Consider the following 15,696-nt stretch of genomic DNA (forward strand, 5'->3'; position numbering starts at 1 on the left):
CGGCCGGCACTGATGCGCCGCTGTCGTTCGCGCCCGCGGCGGCACCGCCTACTTCATCGCGCGCGGCGATATGTCGACGCTGTTCGGATATGTCGACGCTGTTCGAGGATCTGGAGCTGACCCGGCCCACCGAACTGGCCTTCGTTCCGCGCGTCTGCGAGATGCTGCTGCAACACCACCAGGGTGAGGTCGAGGCCCCGCTGCGGGTCCGCTGTGAAGATTGCCGAAACCGGACACAGCCGGGGCCCGTCGGGCGTACCGTTTTGCCCCACAGCGTTGGTCGGCGAAGGCGCCCGGGGTGATCGCGTCGCCCCGAGCGCTCGCCGAGTGCGACAAGGAGGTCGATTCCGGTGCACCGACTCGAGAAGTCCGCGCTGTGGCGCTGTGTGCTGAACGGATTGTCCGCGCTGGGTGCGGGATTCGGCGCGATGGTTCCGGTCTGCCTGAACGAGTGCCAGGTCGACGACTACCGCGACGCCGAAGCGGCCGAGGCCGAATGGGATTGGTCGATTCCGTATCGGTGGTGCGATCACGCCCACGGGTGACCGTGTGGGCCCGGCGCCCGTCGAGACGGACCGATCGTGGCCGGGCTGCCGATGTGCCGCGGCCGCTGGTCGGCTCGGCCGTCTGCGAACGGTAGTCGCTTCGCAGCGAGGGGTCGGAGCGTGGCCGTGGCGGTGCCGGCTCCGCGTCCTACGGTCAGGTAGCCGGATCTGTCGCGGTGAGAAGGTAATCGGTCCCGCCGACATAGACCGTATGGCCGGATTCGGTCTCGGCGGTGGTGGCGTCGGCGATCGCGGTCGCGAACTCGTCGATCGTGGGTAACGCACCGTGTTCGGTCCGCGCCGCGACCGCGTCCGGATCGCGGCGTTCGAGCAGGCGCACGATGATGGTACCCTCGATCATGTCGCCCGATACGACCGTGAAACCGATTCCACGCGAGTCGAATTCGCCGATCATGGCGCGCAGCGCGTCCTCGCCCGCCCGCTTGCTCCGCGCGATGGGCTCGTAGTCCGCCGGGGTGGGTTTGCGGCCGTGGAAGTGCGCCTGGTGGCTGGTGACGAATACGATGCGCGCACCCGGGGCCATGAGCGGTAGCGCCAGCTGGACCAGCCGCACCTGGGCGTCGCGGTTGATCGCCATCGCGTAGCCGGGCTCGGCGCCGTGTTCGAGCCCGCCCGAGGCGTTGAGGATCAGCACGTTCAGCCGCCCGAATCGGGTGCGGATCTGCTCGATCATGGCCGCGGCCGCCTCGGGATCGGACAGGTCGGCGCCCACCGGTGTCGCCGATCCGCCGTCGGCGGCGATCGAATCGGAGAGAATGCTTGCCCGCCTGCGCTTCTCGCGATAATTCAGGACGACATGATCGCCGCGCCCCGCGAGAATCCGAGCGGTCTGCGCCCCGATGCCGCGGGAGGCGCCGGTGATCAACGCGATGCGTTGTGAATCCACCCGCACTCCCACTCGTTGCTTCTATTTCAGAATCACTATGGTGGTTCGAAATGAGAAGTGCAAGAGCGCGCGAGGGCGCCCCGCGGGCTGCGATGGAACTGCTGGGGCAGCGCTGGATGCTGCGCATCGTCTGGGAACTGGCGCCGGGACCTCTCGGTTTCCTCGAGCTGCGCCGACGTATGGACAACTGCTCCTCGAGCATGCTCTCGGTGCGCCTGCAGACCCTGCAAGGCGCCGGTGTGATCGTCAAACGCGCCGACAAGGCCTACGAGTTGACCATGGCCGGAAGTGAACTCGTGCGGGCGCTGGAACCGCTGTGGGCGTGGGCGGCGAGCAATCTCGACGCCGGCGCGGCGGGGGAGTAGTCGCTGCCGTCGACCGAGCGAGTCGCTGCGGCGGCGGTGGGAGAACGGTGTGCTTCCGGGGTGAGATGCCGGCGGTGCGGCCGGGCGAAAGTCCGCGCGCGTCGTCGGGGAGTTCGTCGGTGTCGGGTGGCCTGCCGGAATCGGGGCACTGGTGGCGAGGTTGCGCGTATGCGCCGGTGTCGCGTACCCCCGGCCGCGGAATCGATCCACTAGGTTTGTGAGACACGCCCACGGGCGGCGGGTGGAGTTCGACGAAGATCTGGGGACTGACATGAACGGTGACACGATTCGGCGCGGTGGCCGCCCGCTGTTCGGCGCGGCCGTGGCCGCCGCGTTGCTGATACTGACCGGCTGTGGCTCGTCCGACTCGGGGAACGCTCACCCGGCCGATCCGGTCGCGCCGAAGGCGACCACCACCAGCACGGTTCCGGAAGTTATCGACTGTTCCTTCAGTAAGCCGGCGGTCCGGCCGGAGAGCATGATCCTCGCCTGCGCCGATCTGGGTGCTCAGGTCGAACAGATCGTGTGGCAGAGCTGGGGGCCGGATCAGGCGCAGGGGGATGGCGTCGAGCGGGAGAACACCTGCGATCCCAACTGTGCCGCCGGCAAGTACGTCACCAAAAAGGTGCATCTCACGCTGACCGACGTCGCGCGGCCGGGCAATGTCTTCACCAAGGTGACCACCGTGGATGCTGACGGTCACACCTACACCTGGCCGAGAACTTCGCGCTGAGCCGCCGCGGCGGCTAAAATTATGTGGTACTCAGGGTGTCGCTTACTGCCCGATAATTGCTACGCTGCTGTAGCAACGGTGCCGGTGCGGCCGGAACCGATGGCCGAGATGATGACCAGGAGTACCGATGAAGTTGCTTCCCATGCGCAGCCGCGGCGTGGGCGATCCCGGTGAGGTGGCGCTGCACGCGCGGAACGTGCAGTTCGATTGGCGAGCCACCCCGCTGCACTGGCTGGCCGCCGAACCCATCGCCTCGCATGTGTTCAACTCGCTCAACCTGCTGCTGCCCGAGGGCGAGCGGATGTTCATCCAGACCTTCTCCGAGGCGCTGCCGCAGATCAAGGACGAGAAGCTGCGCGAACAGGTCATCGGCTTCATGGGGCAGGAGGCGATGCACGCGGAAACTCACAACGATTCGCTGCAGCAGGTCTTCCGTGCCCACGGCGTCGACATCGACACCTACGCGCGGCAGATGGAGTACATCTTCCGCAAGGCGCTGGGGCCGCGGGAGGGGCAGACGCCACGCGAGGAGTCCCAGACCCTCGTCGAACGGCTGGGCTTCATCGCCACCCTCGAGCATTTCTTCGCCTTCCTCGGCGACTGGATCATCAACGCCGATCTGGAGCGGTTCGACGCCTCGCCCGACATGCTCGACCTGTATCGCTGGCACGGCGCCGAAGAAGTCGAACACCGCTTCGTCGCCCACGATGTCGCCGCGTATTTCGAGGTCGGCTACGTGCGCCGGTGCGCGCTGATGGCGATCACCTTCCCGATCTTCGTGGCGTTGCTGCTGCGCGGCACGAAGTATCTGGTGCACCAGGACGCGGAGTTGCCGAATATGGGGTATCCACGCATCGTGGGCAAGGCGCTCGGTGCGATGTGGCGAGGTGCGCTGCCCGGAATTCCCTCGCTGCTGTGGTCGGCGCTGTCGGTGGCCACACCCGGATACACCCCGGCCTCGGTCGGATCGACCGCGCAGGCAGTGGCGTATCTGGCGAAATCGCCTGCGGCACAGGCACTCGCGTCGTGACGACACGCAGGCCCGTGCCCACCGAACTGCCGCCGGACCTCTACAGTGGGCGGGGCTCGGACCGGCCGATCCGCATCATCGGCGCGGTCGCCGAGGCGCGGATGCGGTGGGCGTCGCTGATTCACCGGCGTCCGGTGACCGGCGCGGTCGGCGGCGGCCGGTTGCGGGTGCGAGTGGTCGAGCGGCGGATCGAGGCGCACGCCGCCGATGTGGTGAGCCTGGTGCTGCGCGCCCCCGACGGCAACGCGCTGCCGACCTGGCGACCGGGCGCCCATCTGGACCTGGAACTGCCGTCGGGTCGGTTGCGGCAGTATTCGCTGTGTGGTGACCCCGCCGATCGGTTCCACTATCGCGTCGCGGTCCGCCGGATACCGGCCGGGCTCGGTGGTTCGGTCGAGGTGCACGACGAACTCGGCGTCGGCGCCGAACTCACGATCCGCGGGCCCCGCAACGCCTTCCCGTTCGTCCTGCCGGGCCACGGATCCTCGGCTGCCCGTGTACATTTCGTCGCGGGCGGCATCGGGATCACGCCGATCCTGCCGATGGTGCGGATGGCACATCGGCTGGGCGTGGACTGGACCATGGTCTACACCGGCCGCAGCCGCGACACCATCCCGTTCCTCGCCGAAATAGCATCCTTCGGCAGCCGGGTGACGGTGCGCACCGACGACGAAGGTGGTGTGCCGACGGCGGCGGATCTGCTGCCCGGCGTCGGCGTCGACAGCTCGGTCTACTGTTGCGGGCCGGTCCCGATGACCTCGGCGATCGCCGCGGCCGTTCGCGAAATGCCCGGTGTGGAACTGTATTCCGAGCGCTTCTCGGCCGCGCCCGTAGTCGACGGAAAGCCGTTCCGCGTCGAGCTCGCCCGCACCGGTGAGGTGCTGGACATCCCCGCCGACCGCTCCGTGCTCGACGAAGTGCTGCGCGTACGGCCCGATATCGCCTACTCCTGCCGGCAGGGTTTCTGCCGCACCTGCAAGGTCCGGGTACTCGACGGGCAGCCCGATCATCGCGACACCGTCCTCACCCCCGGTGAACGCGCCGAGGGCGAACTGCTCATCTGCGTATCACGGTGCGCGGGTGAACGTTTGGTGCTCGACCTCTGACCTCCACTTGCCCTCTTCGAGGAGATTCTCGTGACCGATACCGCCCCCGTTCCGGACTCCGAACATTTCGTCCGCAACGGTGAATTCGATATCGCCGTCTACGAATACGGCGATCCCGCCGCACCGACCATGCTGCTCGTGCACGGCTGGCCCGACGACCATCACCTGTGGGATCGGGTGATTCCCAAGCTGTCCGGGCGTTTCCACGTCGTCGCCTACGACACCCGCGGCCACGGCCGCTCCACCCGCACCGATCGCACCGAGGACTACGGCCTGGACCGCTTCGCCTCCGACTTCTACGCGGTGGCCGATGCGGTGAGCCCGGACCGGCCCGTGCACGTGCTAGCCCACGACTGGGGTTCGGTGCAGGTATGGGAGGCGGTGTGCGAGCCGCAGGCCGCCGCCCGGGTGGCCTCGTTCACCTCGGTTTCCGGCCCGAATCTCGACCATCTGGCGAAGTGGACCCGCGATCGGATGGGCCGCGGCGCGGTGTGGGGTCCGGCCACGCAGTTGCTGTCCTCGGCCTACACCTTCCTGTTCATGACCCCGGGTCTGAACAAGGCGGTGATGCGGCCGCTGTCGTCGGAGAAGGTGTGGAAGCGGTTCATCGGCCTGATGAACCAAACCTCCCCGGAGAACGTGAAACTCGGTCCGGCGTTCCGGCAGGACTTCTTCGACGGCATGCGGATCTACCGCGCCAACATCCTGCCGCGCATGCTCGGCCCGCGCGAGCGGCACACCGAGGTTCCGGTGCAGTTGATCATCGCGCGCCGCGATATCGCGGTACGCCCGGCCGGGTACGACGACACACCGAAGTGGACCGACCGGCTGTTCCGGCGCGAGATCGCGGGCGGGCACTGGCTGCCGTTCTCCCATCCGGAGTTGCTGGCCACCTCGGCGACCGAACTCGCGACGGCCGTCGACACCGGTGAGTATCCGCGCACGCTGCGCCGCGCCCAGGTCGGTGCGCAGGCCGGGCCGTTCACGGATCGGCTGGTCGTGGTCACCGGGGGCGGCAGCGGCATCGGCCGCGAAACGGCGCTGGCGTTCGCCCGCCGCGGCGCCGAGGTCGTGCTGTCGGACCTGAACCTGGATGCCGCCAAGGAGACCGTGGAACTGATCACGGCGGCCGGTGGCCTCGCGCACGCCTACGCCGTCGACGTGTCCGACGAAGCGGCGATGAGTGAGCACGCGAGCGCGGTGATCGCCACCCACGGCGTGCCGGACATCCTGATCAACAACGCCGGCATCGGCCAGGCCGGAGACTTCTTCGACACCTCCGCCGCCGAATTCGACCGGGTGCTGCGGGTGAACCTCGGCGGTGTGGTCAACGGCTGCCGCACCTTCGGCGCCGCCATGGCCGAGCGGGGACTCGGCGGACATATCGTCAACCTGTCCAGCATGGCCGCCTACAGCCCGCAGCAGGGCTTCAGCGCCTACTCGACCAGTAAGTCCGCGGTTTTCATGTTCTCCGACTGCCTGCGCGCCGAACTGGCCGGCAAGGGTATCGAGGTGCACACCATCTGCCCTGGCATCGTGCACACGAATATCGTTGCGACAACGAAGTTCTCGGGCCTGTCCCACGATGCGGAGGCTGCGAAGCAGGCTCGCTACGACGCGCTGTACCGCAAACGCGGCTACGGCCCGGAGAAGGTCGCCGACCGGATCGTGCGCGCGGTCGAACGCCACCGCGAGATCGTCCCGGTCACCCCGGAAGCGCATCTGCAGTACCACTTCAGCCGCTTGGCCCCGGCCGTCAACCGCTTCGTCGCGGCGCGGGTGAAGCTGACGTAGGGTGCGTTTCGCGTCGTCGGCGCGGGGGGACCGGTCGTACGGTCGAGGCGACCGGTCCGCCGATTCGAGCCGGTGATGACGGAGGATGCGGCCCTCACTCGGGACGAATCGGTGCGCGCAGCGGTGATCGCAGGGCTTCGGCCGAGGGCGGTTCGGCGGAGCGGGGGTGCGCGCCGGAATCGGTGTCGGACGCATGCGCCGTCCCGCCTTCGGCGGTGGGCGTGTCCGGGTGGCTCGCGGCCGGCGCCGCACCCGATTCCGCCGGGGTCGACCGTTCCAGGAAGCGCAGCAGCTCCACCGGGAACGGCAGGACCAGGGTCGAATTCTTCTCTGCCGCAACCTCGACGACGGTTTGGAGCAGTCGCAGCTGCAGGGCCGCCGGGGCGGTCGCCATGCGTTCGGCGGCGTCGGTCAGCTTCCGCGAGGCCTGGAGCTCGCCCTCGGCGGTGATGACCCGGGCGCGGCGTTCGCGCTCAGCCTCCGCCTGCCGCGACATCGAGCGCTTCAGCGCCTCCGGCAGCGCCACATCTTTGATCTCCACCCGGTCTATATGGACGCCCCAGGCGAGGGCCGGGCTGTCGATCATCAACTCCAGACCCTTGTTCAACTGTTCGCGGTTGGACAGCAGATCGTCGAGTTCGCTCTTCCCGATAATCGAGCGCAGCGAGGTCTGCGCCACCTGTTCGACGGCGAACAGGTAGTCCTGGACTTCGACCACCGCCTGCGTCGGGTCGATCACCCGGAAGTACACCACCGCGTCGACCCGCACGGTCACGTTGTCGCGAGTGATGCCCTCCTGCCCCGGGACGGGCATCGTGACGACCTGCATCGGCACCTTGCGCATCTTGTCGACGAACGGAATGAGCACCCGCAACCCCGGATTACGCACCGCTCGCACCCGTCCGAACCGGAACACCAGCCCGCGCTCGTACTGCTGAACCACCCGCAATCCGGTCCCGAAGGCGACCCCGGCGCACACCGCCCCCGCCCCCACGATGAATGCGGCAAACGTCGCAACGTCCATAGTGTCACCACCATGCGAAAACGCCCGGCACGCCCGCGACCGGGCTCCTGCCATCGATCATGGCACCGTTGCGCCCCGCGGGCCATGCCACGGCCGGCGAGGGGCGTTCTCGGCCGAGGAGCTCGCGGTGCGTGCGGCGCAACCGGCTCACCGGGCGAACGCCGGGTTGTGCGGCTACGGTCCGCTCATGCAATTCGTCGTCACGCTCGGGCGGGCGATCGTAACCGCGAGCGTCTATCGCACATCCCGCGCGGCGGTCCCGATCCAGCGTCGAGACGGCACCGGCGGAGCCACAGCCGTGTGAAAGCTTCGGAAGCGGCGGCCGCCGTCACCGACGAGCGCGGCGCCGTGCGCCTGCGCTGATCTCACCCACGGCGGTTTCCACCTCGGTGACCCGATCCGGCGAAACTCCCCACGGATTCTCCACTCCCACAACGACATCCAGATTCCACAGCACGCACTCTTCGCCCGGGTCGGCGACGAGGGACCAGGCGACAACCGTGCGTCCGAGCTGAGTGGCCATCGGCACACCACTGCCGCCGCCGTAGCCGTCTCCCTCGGGGAAATGGTGCAGGAACCGGCCGTACGCGGCATCGCAGAAGTCCCGATAACGCTTGGTGCACAGAATCAAACCGTGCCACGCCTCGTCCACGGCATGGGACGGCATGCCGATTACCTGGTCGTCGGCCATCGCCGCTCCGCAGCATCGCAACCACTGCCGCAGACCGGTGTCCACCAATTCCCGCGGCTGCCAGGGACAGGTCTTGAAGACGGCCTCCGGCAATCGCAGCGCATCGACGGCGCGCCGGATGCGGATCGGATCGAGACGCCGGAAGCGGGACAGCACCGGCTCACGGTACGGCCGAGATTTCGCGGCGGACAACTCCTGCCCCCGCGGGCCGCAGTGTCTATCGAGCGGACGTGTCGACGGGGGCGGAGTCACCGTCCTTCTCATCCCGGGTAGCCAGCAGGCTGGTCACGGTCACCACGCCGAGCACCACCACGATCACCAGCAGGGAGGCGGCGGTGGGGATCTCCGGCAGCCAGTCCCAGTAGCCGTGGGCCCAGTGCAGCACCAGTTTGACGCCGATGAAGCCGAGGATCACGGCCAGACCGTAGGCGAGGTGCACCAGGCGGGCCAGGACCGCCTGCAGGACGAAGTAGAGGGCGCGCAGGCCCAGCAGGGCGAAGGCGTTGGTGGCGAATACCAGGTACGGGTCACCGGTGACGCCGTAGACCGCGGGTACCGAGTCGATCGCGAACATCAGATCGGTGGCCATGACAGCGGTGACCACCAGGGCGAGCGGGGTCAGGGCGCGGCGACCGGCCTCCCGCACGGTCATCCTCGTGCCGCGGTAGTCGTCGGTGACGGGCATCAGCCTGCGCATCAGGCGCACCGAACGCATCTGGGAGATGTCGACTTCCTGTTCGTGCCCGGTGACCGCGTCGCGGATCAGCTTGAGCGCGGTGAGCAGCAAAATCGCGCCGAACAGCAGGAACGCCCAGTCCAGCGAGGCGAGCGCGGCCGCACCGACGGCGATGAAGATGCCGCGCAGCACCAGTGCGCCCACGATGCCGAACAGCAGCACCCGTTGGGCCAGCACCGCCGGGACCGCGAAGGCCGCCAGCAGCAGCATGAAGACGAAGAGGTTGTCCACCGACAGCGATTTCTCCAGCAGATAACCGGTGAAAAACTCGGTGGCGGGCTTCGATCCGAATCCGGCCCACAGAATGCCGAAGAACGCGACCGGCAGCGCCAAATAGAACACGGTCCAGCCGACCGCCTCTCGCATCGACACCTCGTGCGGTTTGCGGGTGACGACGAAGTCCAGCGCGAGCAGGACCAGCACACCGGCGATGGTGGCGGCCCACAGCCAGGGGGAGCCGATGGTATGCAGCTGTTCGGCTGCGAGAACGGACGAATTCACAGGTCTCCTCGGGTATGCGAAAGCACCCGAGGTCTCCTTCACCCGATATCCGGGTGGCCATCCGGGGATCCCGACGGCGGAATCCGTACTGACCGGTGTGGCGCTTGGGAAGTACTCCCCTCGGAGGCGAGGATAGCGAAACCTTTGCCCGAAACCAAGCGATCCGGACGAATGTGACGGGTCCGACCGCCGCGCGCGTCATTTCCGCGGGCTGAGCACCACGACCGATATGGGCCGCTCGGTCATCTTCTGGTACTGCGTGTACCGGCCTTTGTTGACCTTGTCGACCAGCGACCACCGCCGCGCGTACTCGGTGTCGTCCGGATACGTCGGCCGCGCGGTCACCGGAATCCGCCGATGCCCGACCTGGATCTCACACTCCGGCGCCGACTTCACATTCGCCAGCCACCCCGGCGGCCGCGGCGACCCACCGTTGGACGCTGTCACCAAATAGTCGTCGCCGTCTCGCGCATAGGTCAGCGCACTGGTCCGCGGTTGCCCGGTTTTGCGCCCCACCGTTCGCAACAACAGGGTGGGGTTTCCGAACAGCAGCCGGTGCCCCACATACCCGTCCGACTTCTCGTAGATCCACTGATGGGCCCGCAGCGCGGTGGAAAACAGATCAGCCATCCCACACCTCCGATCAGGCAACCCCTGCCCAACCCTAACCTGGGAGGCGGTCCGTGGCGGCCCTCGACCGATCCATGAAGTACACGGCCAATTGAGCGCTGTGCTGTCTCCAACTCAGCCTACGTTCGGCGTTTCCGCTGTGTGAGAGTGGTTTTGTGGGGCGGGTGGGGCTCGAACCCACGACCAGCGGATTATGAGTCCGCGGCTCTAACCGACTGAGCTACCGCCCCTCGCCGCGCTGCACGCGCGTGGGGGATGCTACCGGGTCCGGGGTGCAACGGCCTAGTTGGGCTCGGGCGGGCGGTATCTCGCGGTGAAAGGGGGTCGCGTGAGGGCGGTTTCGCCCTTTCGCGTCGGTCGGCGGCGAGCAGGAGTTGGGCGCGCATGAGGTGTTCCGGGGCTGGTCGGTTCTCGTCACTTGCCGGCTGTTCTGTAGCACGTCTGTCACTCCACCGCCACAGTCCGATAGCGAACGGGCTGGAGGATCGGCTGATGACAGCCATCTACGCGAGCGAGCAGGTAACCGAACAACCCACTCCGGCCATCGCGCCCGCGCAGTCGCGATATCGGGAGATATTCGGTGAGACCTGGTACGAGGAACGGATCGGGGCGCTGGTCATGCGGTCGGGGCGCCTGTGTGCGGTCATGACACCCGCCGAGCGGGGCGCCTCGGTGCTCGGCATACTCGGCGATCTGGAGGTGCCGGTGATGCGGGTCGGGGTGGGAGACCGGTGCGTGTGGTCGTTTCTCGCCGAGAATCCCAGCTGTGGTGAGGGCGCGGGATGGTGGTCGCTGGACCTGTTCCGCTGCTTCGTCACCCAGACCGGCCCCGGCGCGTTGATCGCGCTCCCCACACCCGGCAACCCGCGCCGGACGTGGTTGCGTGAACCGCAGGGCGCCGTGCCGGATCTCCGCCTGGTCGCCGATGCGATCGTCGCCGCCTAGCGTCGGGATCGTGCAGCGGCGCACAGTCGCGCACCCCCGAACTTTCCGTGCAAACCTCCACGAAAATGCCCCGAAATCGCGAAAAGTCGACGACGTTTGCACGATCGGTTCACCGGAGGCCCCCCGATTCCGGCAAGTGGCAGGCAGACGATTCCATCGGGAACTTTCGATGAACCTCTGCCCGACATCGATGAAACGCCCAGGTAGGCGCCATTTTCTAGAATGGGCAGGGGATTGTGGGCGACGCCCGCACACCGCACCATCACGAGGGTGAACAGCGAACTGATCATCCTGCTGCTGGTGATCGTCACGGCGCTTGCCTTCGACTTCACCAACGGTTTTCACGACACGGGGAATGCGATGGCGACGTCCATCGCGACGGGTGCCCTCAAACCCACAACCGCGGTGACTGTTTCGGCGCTGCTGAATCTGGTCGGTGCGTTCTTGTCGGTGGAGGTCGCGTTGACGGTCACCAATGCGGTGGTCAAGATCCAGAACAAGGACGGGACACCGAAAGCCGAGTTCACCGCGGATCACGGGCGGGCCTTGCTGATCATCGTGATGGCCGGGCTGATCGGCGGCATCATCTGGAATCTGCTGACCTGGCTGCTGGGCCTGCCGAGCTCGAGTTCGCATGCGCTGTTCGGCGGATTGATCGGTGCCGCCCTGGCTTCCGGCGCGGGTGTGGTGTGGATCGGGCACGGCAAGATCGACGGTGTGGTGGGCAAGGTGATCATGCCCGCGCTGTTCTCGCCGGTGATCGCGGGCATCGTGGCCGCGGCCGGCACCTTCCTGATCTTCAAGATCGTCGTGGGTATCGGCGAACGGTTCGCCGAGGCCGGGTTCCGGTGGGGGCAGATCGGCACCGCCTCACTCGTCTCGCTCGCGCACGGGACCAACGACGCGCAGAAGACGATGGGCGTGATCACCCTGGCGCTGATCGGCTACAACGCCTCGGATCCGCAGTCGACCGGCCCGTTCGCCTGGCACGAAACCGACAATGTGCCGCTGTGGGTGAAGTTCGCGTGCGCCGCCGCCATCGCGCTGGGCACCTATATCGGCGGCTGGCGCATCATCCGCACGCTCGGCAAGGGGCTGGTCGAAATCAGCTCGCCGCAGGGCATGGCGGCCGAAGCCTCCTCGGCGACAATCATTCTCGCCTCCAGCCACCTCGGTTTCGCGCTCTCGACCACCCACGTCGCCACCGGCTCTATCCTCGGTTCCGGCGTCGGCAAGCCCGGTGCGCAGGTGCGCTGGAACATCGCGCTGCGCATGGTGGCGGCCTGGGTCATCACCCTGCCGGCCGCCGCGGTGGTGGGCGCGGTGATGTGGGTGATCGCGGCGAAGATTCCCACCCTGCTCGGCCCGCTGATCGCCTTCGCGATCCTGTGCGCGCTCTCGGTCTACATGTACCGGCGCGCCCAGGCGCAGAAGGTCGACCACACCAACGTCAACGCCGAATGGGACGAGCCGGTCGCTCCCGCGGACACGATCGCGAAGGTCTGAGAACCATGGAAACGATAAAGCTCGTTCTCGAATCGGTCTGGAAGATTCTGCTCGTCGGCATCGTGCTGGGCGCCGGTCTGCCCGCGCTGTTCGCCGTCGGCGTGCGCGGTCTCGCGGTCGCCAACGGACACGAGTCGGCCGACGGAACCGTCCACCGGCCCAATCCGTTCGGCGCCGCGGTGGCCGTCGTGGTCTTCGCCGTCGTGGTCGCCGCGATCGTCGTCGGTATCACGATCATCGTCGCGTCCGGTTTCGGCAAGGCGGTCAGCTTCGAGCACATCTATCCGACCCTGGTCGAGAAGTAGGAGTACACAGGTGAATTCGAGGACCAACGACGAGGGCTTGCTCGCGCAGATCCTGGATTGGCTGCGCGCGGGCTACCCGGACGGCGTCCCGCCGAAGGATTACTTCCCGTTGCTCGCGCTGCTGAAGAAGCAGCTGAACAAGGACGAACTCGACCGGATTCTCGGCCTGCTGCTGGCCGGCCGGCCCGACGTCGTCGATCGCGAGCAGGTGGAGGCGGCGATCGTGGAAGTGACCCGCTGCGAACCGAGCGAGGACGATCTGCGCCAGGTCGCGGCGAAGCTCGCCGCCGGCGGCTGGCCGCTCACCGGATTCCACGACTGAAGGGCGGACATGCAGCGCAATCTCAGTGCCGTCGCCGACCTCGAGTCCGCCGTCGATCTGACCGACACCACCGGATTCATCGTCGACGACCTGGATGACGACGATCCCGTACTGCTCACCGCCGCAGACGGTTTGGTCGTCGACACCTGGCGTGAAGGCTATCCGTACGACGAACGCCTGAACCGCGAGGTCTACGAGGCCGACAAACGCCTGCTGCAGATCGAACTGCTCAAATTGCAGAACTGGGTCAAGGCCACCGGCCGGCGGCTGGTCATCGTGTTCGAAGGACGTGACGCCGCCGGAAAGGGCGGCTCCATCAAGCGTTTCATGGAACACCTCAACCCGCGTGGCGCCCGCGTCGTCGCGCTGGAGAAGCCGACCGCCCGGGAATCGACGCAGTGGTACTTCCAGCGCTACGTCGAACACCTGCCGGCGGCCGGGGAGATCGTGCTGTTCGACCGGTCCTGGTACAACCGCGCCGGCGTCGAGCGGGTGATGGGATTCTGCACGGCCGAACAGCATCGGCGTTTCCTGAATCAGGTGCCGCTGTTCGAGCGGATGCTCGTCGACGACGGTATCGACCTGGTGAAGTTCTGGTTCTCGGTATCGCCGCTGGAGCAGCGGACCCGCTTCGCGATCCGGCAGGTCGACCCGGTCCGGCAGTGGAAACTCTCGCCGATGGATCTGGCGTCGCTGGACAAGTGGGACGACTACACCGCCGCCAAGGAGGAGAACTTCGAACACACCGATACCGACTACGCGCCGTGGATCGTGGTCAAGAGCAACGACAAGAAACGCGCCCGCCTCAACGCGATGCGCCACGTGCTGGGCCTGTTCGACTACCAGAACAAGGAGCCCGACATCGTCACCCCCGCCGATCCGCTCATCGTCGGCCGCGCGCGCGACGTGGTCGGTTCCTGACCCCGGGTCACGGCGTGCGGTCCAGGACGAGATCCGACAGCCGCACCGCGTACATCGAAACCAGCACGGCCTCTTCGTGACCCGGTACGCCGGGCCGCACATACGCGCGAACGGTTTCGGTTTCGCGCACCAGATCCAGCAGTGCGGCCCGCAGCAGCTCGGGGCGAGGGGAGGTGGTGAGCGTGTGAAAGCTGTAGCGCCAGCGGTAATCGTCGATCAAACGGTGCAGTCGCTCGGCCTCGACCACATGGTGGTACCGCACCCCTTGCGAATGGGAGTCCATGGCGATCAGCAGCTGCTCGACTTCGGCCAGCCGCTCCTCGGTGCCTACCGGTGGCGCGCTGTAGGCGATCTCGCCGGAGTCGCGAACGGCGTGCGCGCAGGCCTGCGGCAGATTCCACGGCAAGGAAAGCTGCGCCTGCGAGCCGTCCTCCGGGCCCGGCCAATGCGGGCCCGGACCGGTGTCGACGGCGAACAGCACCGCGTAGGGATAGCCTGCGCGGTGCAGTGTTTCGTTGTCCTGCCACGCCGGTCGCCGCGCCGCGTAATCGAGCATGCGCCGGCGCAGCCGGACCATCGTGCGCAGCGCCCGGTAGCGATCGGGTTTGGCCCAGCCGAATCCGTTGCCGATCAATTCGCGTCGCACCGTCGCGTTCAGCCGATCCCAGCCCGGGCCGTCGGTGCAGGCGGCGATGCGCACGGAGTAGCCGTTGCCGAACAGATGCCGCAACAACTGCCGCTCCTCGGCGGCCACCGGTTCGGGTGGGCCCGGCAGCAGGACGGCTCGCAGCGAATCCGCCCCCTCGAATCCGTCGCTACCGACATGCACATCGACATGTCCACGGATCGTGAGTGCCGCCAGCTGCGCCGCGACAATGCGGCCGTAGCGGGCGGCACCCTGTTCGTGCATCGTCGGCGCGAGCAGGATTCCGGCCTGCAGCACCGTCATTCGGGCCGATAATCGTTCGAACGCCGCCGTCATCTGGTCGGGATCCGGAGGCATGCGCACCACTCACTCTGTGACACAGGGCAATCAGGTCCGCACCAGTGTAGAGCCGGGGTGGCGAACATTCGGCAAAATCGGCCGGGATCGAGCGGCGGGCGCCGAACGACCACCTCGAAACCCGTGTCAGACTGTGATCCCGGACCGGATCAGCTTGCCGGTGATGTTGCGCGGCAACGACTCCGAGGTGATCCGCCACCGTTCGGGCACCTTGAAATACGCCAGCCGATCGCGGGCGAATTCGCGCAGATCCGCCTCCGACGCCGTGGCCCCCTCGGCGAGGACGACGACGGCCGCCACCTGCTGCCCGGAATCGGGGTGCGGTTCGCCGACGACGGCACATTCCACGACATCGGGGTTGCGGACGTCAACCTCACCTTCGACGCCTTCCGGAACGGGGTCCCGTCGGCATCGCGGATCTCGAGTGCCACGCTGATGATCGGCCGGCCCAGTGTGCCGGGAGCTTCTGCGAGGTCGGCGGGCACCCACCACCCGTTGAGCCCGACCGCGACCGCGCCGAGGCTCTGCGCCGCCCAGATGGTGATCACCCATTCGCGGCGAGAAGCGCGACCCGATCACCGCGCCCCACGCCGAACTCAGCACGCAGTGCGGCCGCGAGAGCACTTGCGGCA

The 15,696-nt window shown here is 67.4% G+C and carries 17 protein-coding genes, 1 tRNA gene and 1 pseudogene; 11 read left to right on the top strand and 8 right to left on the bottom strand.

Annotation, left to right across the window (positions count from 1 at the left end; genetic code table 11):
- Positions 1-350: 350 nt before the first annotated feature.
- A complete protein-coding gene (locus C5E41_RS23815) occupies positions 351-545 on the top strand; it encodes a hypothetical protein (protein WP_104377994.1) in 195 nt (64 codons plus the stop codon).
- 154 nt (positions 546-699) lie between these two features.
- On the opposite strand, the gene C5E41_RS23820 is transcribed toward C5E41_RS23815, so the two are convergent.
- On the bottom strand, positions 700-1,452 hold the full coding sequence (locus C5E41_RS23820; protein WP_258081207.1) for an SDR family oxidoreductase: 753 nt from the start codon (positions 1,450-1,452) through the stop codon (positions 700-702).
- A gap of 50 nt (positions 1,453-1,502) precedes the next feature.
- Here C5E41_RS23820 and C5E41_RS23825 point away from each other — a divergent pair, with 50 nt between their 5' ends.
- From C5E41_RS23825 to C5E41_RS23845, 5 genes are all read left to right on the top strand, one after another.
- On the top strand, positions 1,503-1,817 hold the full coding sequence (locus C5E41_RS23825; protein ID WP_258081208.1) for a winged helix-turn-helix transcriptional regulator: 315 nt from the start codon (positions 1,503-1,505) through the stop codon (positions 1,815-1,817).
- 217 nt (positions 1,818-2,034) lie between these two features.
- Complete coding sequence (locus tag C5E41_RS23830; RefSeq protein ID WP_146097662.1) at positions 2,035-2,550, top strand: hypothetical protein; 516 nt, start codon at positions 2,035-2,037, stop codon at positions 2,548-2,550.
- A gap of 127 nt (positions 2,551-2,677) precedes the next feature.
- Positions 2,678-3,580, top strand: coding sequence for a metal-dependent hydrolase (locus tag C5E41_RS23835; RefSeq protein ID WP_104377997.1), 903 nt, complete (start codon positions 2,678-2,680; stop codon positions 3,578-3,580).
- Entirely contained in the window at positions 3,577-4,686 is a 1,110-nt protein-coding gene (locus C5E41_RS23840) for a PDR/VanB family oxidoreductase (RefSeq protein WP_439956469.1), read from the top strand. The genes C5E41_RS23835 and C5E41_RS23840 overlap by 4 nt, the downstream gene beginning before the upstream one ends.
- Before the next feature lie 30 nt (positions 4,687-4,716).
- Positions 4,717-6,480, top strand: coding sequence for an SDR family oxidoreductase (locus C5E41_RS23845; protein WP_439956545.1), 1,764 nt, complete (start codon positions 4,717-4,719; stop codon positions 6,478-6,480).
- A 94-nt stretch (positions 6,481-6,574) separates the two neighbouring features.
- Here C5E41_RS23845 and C5E41_RS23850 read toward each other — a convergent pair whose 3' ends face one another.
- The 5 genes from C5E41_RS23850 to C5E41_RS23870 all read right to left on the bottom strand — a co-directional run bounded on the left by C5E41_RS23850 (position 6,575) and on the right by C5E41_RS23870 (position 10,292).
- Entirely contained in the window at positions 6,575-7,504 is a 930-nt protein-coding gene (locus C5E41_RS23850; protein WP_104377999.1) for a slipin family protein, read from the bottom strand.
- A gap of 328 nt (positions 7,505-7,832) precedes the next feature.
- Complete coding sequence (locus C5E41_RS23855) at positions 7,833-8,351, bottom strand: hypothetical protein (protein ID WP_439956546.1); 519 nt, start codon at positions 8,349-8,351, stop codon at positions 7,833-7,835.
- A gap of 61 nt (positions 8,352-8,412) precedes the next feature.
- Entirely contained in the window at positions 8,413-9,432 is a 1,020-nt protein-coding gene (locus C5E41_RS23860; protein ID WP_258081209.1) for a TerC/Alx family metal homeostasis membrane protein, read from the bottom strand.
- A 198-nt stretch (positions 9,433-9,630) separates the two neighbouring features.
- On the bottom strand, positions 9,631-10,062 hold the full coding sequence (locus C5E41_RS23865) for a nitroreductase family deazaflavin-dependent oxidoreductase (protein WP_104378000.1): 432 nt from the start codon (positions 10,060-10,062) through the stop codon (positions 9,631-9,633).
- A gap of 156 nt (positions 10,063-10,218) precedes the next feature.
- Positions 10,219-10,292, bottom strand: a tRNA-Ile gene (locus C5E41_RS23870).
- A gap of 262 nt (positions 10,293-10,554) precedes the next feature.
- Between C5E41_RS23870 and C5E41_RS23875 the strand changes: the two genes are divergently transcribed.
- The 5 genes from C5E41_RS23875 (at position 10,555) to ppk2 (ending at position 14,061) form a co-directional block, all read left to right on the top strand.
- Entirely contained in the window at positions 10,555-11,007 is a 453-nt protein-coding gene (locus C5E41_RS23875; RefSeq protein ID WP_104378001.1) for a hypothetical protein, read from the top strand.
- Between the two features lie 270 nt (positions 11,008-11,277).
- Positions 11,278-12,513, top strand: coding sequence for an inorganic phosphate transporter (locus C5E41_RS23880; RefSeq protein ID WP_104378060.1), 1,236 nt, complete (start codon positions 11,278-11,280; stop codon positions 12,511-12,513).
- A 5-nt stretch (positions 12,514-12,518) separates the two neighbouring features.
- Positions 12,519-12,818 (top strand): hypothetical protein, encoded by a 300-nt coding sequence (locus C5E41_RS23885; RefSeq protein ID WP_104378002.1) that lies wholly within the window; start codon positions 12,519-12,521, stop codon positions 12,816-12,818.
- Positions 12,819-12,828: 10 nt separating this feature from the next.
- Positions 12,829-13,140, top strand: a complete 312-nt coding sequence (locus tag C5E41_RS23890) for a DUF3349 domain-containing protein (RefSeq protein ID WP_063909229.1) — start codon at positions 12,829-12,831, stop codon at positions 13,138-13,140.
- 9 nt (positions 13,141-13,149) lie between these two features.
- Positions 13,150-14,061 (top strand): polyphosphate kinase 2, encoded by a 912-nt coding sequence (gene ppk2 / locus C5E41_RS23895; protein ID WP_104378003.1) that lies wholly within the window; start codon positions 13,150-13,152, stop codon positions 14,059-14,061.
- 7 nt (positions 14,062-14,068) lie between these two features.
- On the opposite strand, the gene C5E41_RS23900 is transcribed toward ppk2, so the two are convergent.
- Together C5E41_RS23900 and C5E41_RS36305 are read right to left on the bottom strand one after the other, a co-directional pair.
- Positions 14,069-15,010, bottom strand: coding sequence for a hypothetical protein (locus tag C5E41_RS23900; protein WP_104378004.1), 942 nt, complete (start codon positions 15,008-15,010; stop codon positions 14,069-14,071).
- A gap of 180 nt (positions 15,011-15,190) precedes the next feature.
- Positions 15,191-15,540: pseudogene (locus C5E41_RS36305) on the bottom strand (AMP-binding enzyme); the annotation flags it as partial.
- Between the last annotated feature and the right edge of the window lie 156 nt (positions 15,541-15,696).

Origin of the sequence: Nocardia nova, assembly GCF_002933465.1 — a bacterium.
In the GTDB taxonomy this organism is placed as follows: Bacteria; Actinomycetota; Actinomycetes; order Mycobacteriales; family Mycobacteriaceae; genus Nocardia; species Nocardia nova_B.